We start from the raw sequence: 4,399 nt of genomic DNA, 5'->3' as shown, positions 1-4,399 counted from the left end.
GTGGCAGGCGCGTCTGCAGCGGCACGCCGCTCAGGGTGATGCGCAGGGCGCGCAGCAGTCGCGTGCCGTGGCCGCTGCCCTTCCACTCGCGGCTGATGAAGAAAAAGCGGATCTGCCAGGCGGCCTCGTCGTCCGGGCGGCAGGCCAGCACCATGCCCAGGGGCGGGCCTTCGCCGTGGCGCAGCGACAGAAGCCGCCCCTGCCAGTGGGCCACCTGGCCGTCGTCGCGCTGCAGCCAGAGGCCGCGGTGTACGGTGAACTCCAGCGCGCGGCGCAGCGTCTGCAGCGCGGTGTCGTCGCGCAGTACCCAGGGCGATTGGCCCTTGGCGTCCGCCTGGACCACCGCCTCGAGGAAGCCGTCGATGTCCTCGTCGCGGGCCTTCTGCAGCGGGCGCGAGTGGCGGGTACGCTGGCGGCGATGGCGCGAGGCGGGCTTGTCCGCGCGGGAGAACAGCTTCTTAAATGGCGTCAGCATGGCCACCTCGCTCGGCGTAGAGGGCGGAGGGCAGTTGGAAGCCCGCCGCCAGGGGCCGGGTAAAGGGGTTGGGCGCGCCGCCGGCGTAGAGCCGGTAGCGCATGGTGCCGCCATCCACGTTGAAGCGAAGCTCCAGCTCACGCTCGCTCACACTGGTGATATCGGCCTGCTCGAGCAGGCGAAACCACGCCCAGGCGCCGTCCTGGGCGACGCTTCTGGGTGAGCGGTTGACCTCGCTCGGCACCAGGGTGATGCGGCTTTCAGTGCCGCCGCGCAGGGAATTGGGCCAGATCATCGATACCCGCTGGCTGGCGCTGTGGGCGTACTCGATCAGCTGGCCATCGACGCTGATGACGCTGCGCCGCTTGTTGGCGCTCAGGCTCACCGGCTCCAGGGCGAACTCCACGTCGAGCGCGCCGTCGCGGCTGAAGTAGGCGCGGCGAATCTGCTCGGCCTGGTCCACCGCGGTGTAGAGGCTTTCACGCAAGAGCGAGTTGCCCTCGGCGTCGGTCAGGTACTCCGGCGCCCCCTCGATGAAGGGCTTGAGGCTGTCTTCGTAGAAGGTGTCGAGGATGCCGCCGGGGGCGAAGAAGTCCTCGAAGTCGCTGAGCGCCACCTCCCGGGAAGCCCCGGGGGCGAGCGGGTAGCGGCCCGCCAGGCGCTCCTGGTAGGGCGCGACCACTTCGTCGAGCCACAGGCTTTCCAGGTGGCGGGTGGCACTGGCCATCATCAGTTCCCAGCTCTGGTCGGCCAGCTGGTGCAGCATGCGTCCTACCGGCTCCGGCGTGTCGTCGGCGATGCGCTTGAGGTTCTCGAGGGGGTCGCTGCCGCGCAGCGAGAGCCGGTCGCGCACGCTGACGAAGGCGCTGCGGCCCGAATCGCTGGACTCCTCGATCTCGCGCAGGTAGTCGCGAAGCTGGGTGATGGCGACCTTGATCTCGGTGAGCGACGACGGGTTGTCGTTGTCCGCCTGGCCGAGCCGGTTGATCGGCGTGAACGGCTGCTCGATGGCCAGCGCCAGCTGGTAGCGCTGGGACTGACGCAGCGCCTCGCGGGCCTGATCGTCATCCTCGGGCAGCTCCGGGTAGAGGCTGGTGTTGCGCGCAACCGCATCCAGCAGCCGGTCCAGCGGGCGCTGGGCGCCGACCAGGGCGTCCGCCACCACGATGGCCTGGTGGATGTCCGGCAGCGGTACCAGGCGGATATCACGCAGCGCATCGCGCCAGCTCACCTGGTAGTCGCTGACGTAGTGCTCGCGCAGCGCCACCTGCAGCTGCTCCTTGTCCGCCTCGCTGAAGTCGATGTCGTTGCGCTGGCCCAGTACCCAGACGTCGATCAGGGCGAGTTCCACGGCGCGGTCGAGCTCCTGCAGGAAGTAGTTCTCGAAGCCGTCACGGGTCACGAGATAGGGCAGGCGCACGTGCTCCGGGTCGTCGTTGCGGGCCATGAAGACGGTGTTGAAGAGCGTGCCGACGCTGCGGCGAAGATCCAGCGGCTCGCCGCGACGGTTGCCGGCGGCCTTGAGCGCGGCGTAGACCCGCTCGTCGATGGGCTGACGCAAGAGATCCCGCTGGGCGGCCTCGATGCTGCCCGCAAGCGGCGCCATGGCCTGCTCGGCGCGGGGGCTGCCCGCCTCGATGCGGCCCTGCAGGTCGCTGTGGGTCATGGCGTAGTCGAGGTGTCCCATCAGGCGCTGCTGCACGTCGGCCTGCTGCGGGAAGTAACCCTGCCAGCGGTGGGCCATGTAGCGCTCCACCCGCTCGGTCTGGCGACCGCTCTGATCCGACATCATGCGCAGCACCCGCAGCAGGGCGAGCTTCTCGTTGCTGCCCTCCTCGGCGCGGTTCATGTCGTCCATGATGCCGATCATCAGCGCCGGCAGGAACTGGTTCTCGAGCATGGCCAGGTACGCCCGCTCCACCTGGGCGCCGATCACGTGGCCTTGGTAGAGGCCCATGTCGGCGAAGTACGGCGTATGGGTGCGGTACTCGCCGAAGGTCTGCATGGCGTAGCGCAGCCGGTCCAGCGGCTCGAGCAGCTCACGGCCGCTGGGATCGTCGCTCTGGAAGGCGTCGGGCTGGGTGGCCAGGAAGGTTTCCGCCCGCTCCTCCACCGCGGAAAGCGACACGCTGTTCTTCTGGTAGAAGTGGGTCCAGCCGCCCACCAGCGCCACGCCGAGCACCGCGCAGATGGCCAGGCTCGCGTTGCGGGCGCGCTCCTGGCGCCGGGTGACGCGGGCGTTGTCCGCCGCCAGGCCTGCCTCCGGGTAGATGACCTTGTCGAACAGCTCCTCGGTGAAGTAGAGGGCACTGCGGGTGGCCCGGTGGGCGGGCTGGACGCTGTCGTCCATGCCGTAGCGCCGCGCGGCGGCGTCGACGAAGGGGTCCTCCGGCACGCCCTGCTGGTACACCGAGGTGAAGTAGGTGCCGCGCACCATCGCCGCGGTGGAGAAGCGGTCGCTTGAGAGCGACTCGGTCAGAAACCCCAGCAGCACGTCGCGCAGCCCGGCGAGCTGGCGCACGAAGCGAAACACCGACTCGCGCTCCTCGCGGTCGCGACACTCGGCGAGCATGGTGGGCAGCAGCTGGTTCAGGCGCGTCAGCATCGCATCGAAGTCCGCCGCGAACTCGCGCTCCCACTGCCCCGGGGTCTCCATCGAGCCCGGTGTGAAGGTGAAGCCCAGCGGCGCCTTGCGCGCGGCGCGAGAGTAGTGGCGGAAGAAGTCGTCGAAGCCGTGCAGCAGATCCATCTTGCTGAAGGTGACGTAGACCGGAAGCCTGGCGCCGTGGCGCTCCATCAGCTCGCGCAGGCGACTGCGCAAGAGGGCCGCGTAGGCCTTGCGCACGGCGACCTGGGCGTGGCTCAGGCGCGCCAGGTCGAGCACCAGCACGATGCCGTCCAGCGGGCGCTGGGCGCGGTTGCGCTCCAGCCAGTCGACGAAGTGATCCCACAGCCTGCGCTGAAGCTCCTGGGGCTCGCCGCCTTCCATGGCGCCCTGGGTCAGCAGCTCACCGTCCGGGTCGATCAGCACCGCCTGGTCGCCGATCCACCAGTCGAAACCGAGCTGGCCCTGCTTGCTGCTCTGCCCGGACGCCTTCATCACGTGGGTCAGGGCGAAGTTCTGCCCGGAGCGGTTGATCAGGCTGGTCTTGCCGGCGTTCTCGACGCCCATGACCAGGTACCAGGGCAGCCGGTAGCGGGCGTTGCCACCGCCCAGGCTCTCGGTGATCTCGCCGAGCACGGCGTTGAGCGAGGCCTCCTGGCGCTCGACCTGGGCGAGGATCGGGTCCTGCTGGAGCGCCGCTTCCTGGGCACGTTCGCTATCGAGCTCGCGCAGTCGGCGCGCCAGGCGCACGCCCCACACCACGGCGACCAGCGCCACAATGACCAGGGTGGCCGCTACCCGATTGACGAAGGGCGCCAGTGGCATCACGCCGCCGATCTCCCAGCCGGGCCCGAACCACCAGATCGCCACCAGCAGCAGGAGCACCAGGACTGCCCACAGCACCATGGAGAGCCGTGACAGCCCGCGCGCCTTGTTGGCATGGGCGTTAGCCCGATTCTTCGCTGTCTGTGCCCTGGAGAAGCCCGGCACCCAGCGGCTTAGCGTCGATTTCAAGGTTGACCACATGAGCCTTCGTCCCTCGTCCCTTTAATGATGATCACCGGTTAGTCCCGGGGTTGGAAAATGCCTGGCTGTCGCTAGGGCGTCTGCTTCAAGGCGGCGTCGAGGCGCGACACCAGCGCGGGCTCCCACTGCTCCAGCGCGAGCTCCGCGACGGTCTGCTGCAACGTGGCGTAATGCTGGCGCGCGAGGCTCCCAAGCCCCGCTTCGCTCATCAGTTCGGCGCTGGCCAGGCGCCAGTAGGCGTTCTCCCGGGGCGAGCGTGCCGCACTCAGGCCGCTATCCAGTACCTTGAGGGC

General features: G+C 69.1%; 3 protein-coding genes. All 3 read right to left on the bottom strand.

Annotated features, from left to right (window positions below; genetic code table 11):
* On the bottom strand, positions 1-475 hold a 475-nt coding region (locus BIS11_RS11795; RefSeq protein ID WP_253586091.1), incomplete at its 3' end, for a GNAT family N-acetyltransferase.
* The gene (gene tssM, locus BIS11_RS11790) at positions 459-4,094 is read right to left on the bottom strand and encodes a type VI secretion system membrane subunit TssM (protein ID WP_253425802.1); all 3,636 of its coding nucleotides are present in this window, start codon (positions 4,092-4,094) and stop codon (positions 459-461) included. The genes tssM and BIS11_RS11795, both read right to left, overlap by 17 nt.
* Positions 4,095-4,177: 83 nt before the next feature.
* The coding region (locus BIS11_RS11785) for a type VI secretion system domain-containing protein (protein ID WP_253586090.1) at positions 4,178-4,399 on the bottom strand (222 nt) is incomplete at its 5' end.

This window comes from Halomonas sp. 707D4 (assembly GCF_024158685.1).
Taxonomy (GTDB): domain Bacteria; phylum Pseudomonadota; class Gammaproteobacteria; order Pseudomonadales; family Halomonadaceae; genus Vreelandella.
Note: the sequence above shows the minus strand (reverse complement) of the source record. Positions and strands in the feature narration are given on the sequence as shown.